Origin of the sequence: uncultured Fretibacterium sp. (genome assembly GCF_938040765.1) — a bacterium.
Taxonomy (GTDB): domain Bacteria; phylum Synergistota; class Synergistia; order Synergistales; family Aminobacteriaceae; genus CAJPSE01.
The window spans coordinates 1-1356 of record NZ_CALIAA010000013.1; the positions used below are offsets into that span (position 1 = coordinate 1).

The window sequence follows — 1356 nt, forward strand, 5'->3', positions numbered from 1 at the left end:
GGCCACGTCTCCGCAAAAACGCGAAGCCTATTATACACTCGATGCGCCGTTTGGGGAAGGGGGCAATACGCGCCCCCCTCCCGTGCCCCATCCCGTCACAGTCCCGCCGCGAACCGATCGAAGGCGGACATACCTTCCGCGTCACGCTTGAACACCGCGCTGTCATGCAGCACCTGCTCGAAGACGCACCCCACCTCCGCCCGCAGCATCGCCTCTACGGCTTTACCCCGCAGGCCCGATGCCGCCCGCGGAGGTCCATCGGGATCAGCCGCAGGTTCTGGCGGGCCGGATGGTTCGCGTTTCCGTAAAACCCCTCGTTCTCGCGGCAGAGCAGGCATTAGGGATAGGAGGACAGCGCGGCGGTGCGTGCCCGGGCGATCTCGCGGGGGTCCTTCTCGGGCTTGGGGAGGTTGATGGTGATGTCCAGCTCGCCGTACTCCGTGGCGGCCGTCCACGACGGGCGAGGCGCGAGAGCCCCCATCAGCCGCGTGTCCAGCAGGTCGTGGTCCGTCGCCATGTCCGGGGTCAGTCCGGCCTCCACGGCCCAGTCCAGGACACGCTCCAGAATCGGGGCGGGCGTCAGGATAGCCTCGAAATTTTCCTCAGGACGCTCCTGCAAGCAGGGCTCTGGGGAAAAATCCGTTACCCCCAGCTCCCCGATGAGGACGTTGGCGGCCAAGGGCCCGATCAGCCCGCGGCTCAGGGCAAAGCGGAGCAGATGGTTCAGCTCATGGTTGATGTCGACGGCAGAATTCAGCATCGCAGGCACCTCCAAAAAACATGCATACCCCGTCCAGGGGAGCAGGCTCCCCTGGACCCCTGTCTAACCTCCGAAATCCACCTTCCAGATGCCTGCGGCGATAGCCGCGAGGCGGTTCTGCCTGGCCTCGACTCTGGATGCGTCCCAGGTTTCGTAATGCTCGGCGATCGCACGGGTGATCTGAAACGCGCTTTTCGGATAGACCTTGCGCTTTTCCGCGTAGTCCTGGTTGCCCAGCGCCCGGTTCAGCTTATTTTCGAGCGGCGTCATGTTGCCGATACGGTAGATAAAGCGTTCCTGGCTGGACTCGTCGATGTGGGACCAGGCTTCCGAGGGATGCTCCGGAAGGATGTGCTCCAAGGTGTAGGCGGCGCTCTCGAAATCGAGATCCTGGCCGGAACACTGCCGCTCGATCTCGAAGAGAATGTAGCGCGCCACCTTTTTGTTGCGGCTGTTGCCCGTGCGCAGCTCCTTCTCTCCAAAGGCGGCCTTGAACGGCCCGTCGTCGGGATAGACGCTCTGCAGCGCTTCGATCACCTCGGAAGGACGCTCGTATTTCCCGTTCGAGACCTTCCACGCGATCGCGTTGTACAGGC

At 63.4% G+C, this 1356-nt stretch carries 2 protein-coding genes; both read right to left on the minus strand.

The window, feature by feature from the left end; genetic code table 11:
* Positions 1–337: 337 nt before the first annotated feature.
* Entirely contained in the window at positions 338–760 is a 423-nt protein-coding gene (locus tag Q0176_RS00385) for a hypothetical protein (RefSeq protein WP_299297910.1), read from the minus strand.
* 63 nt (positions 761–823) lie between these two features.
* A partial coding sequence (locus tag Q0176_RS00390; RefSeq protein WP_299297912.1) for an HNH endonuclease family protein occupies positions 824–1356 on the minus strand: 533 nt, incomplete at its 5' end.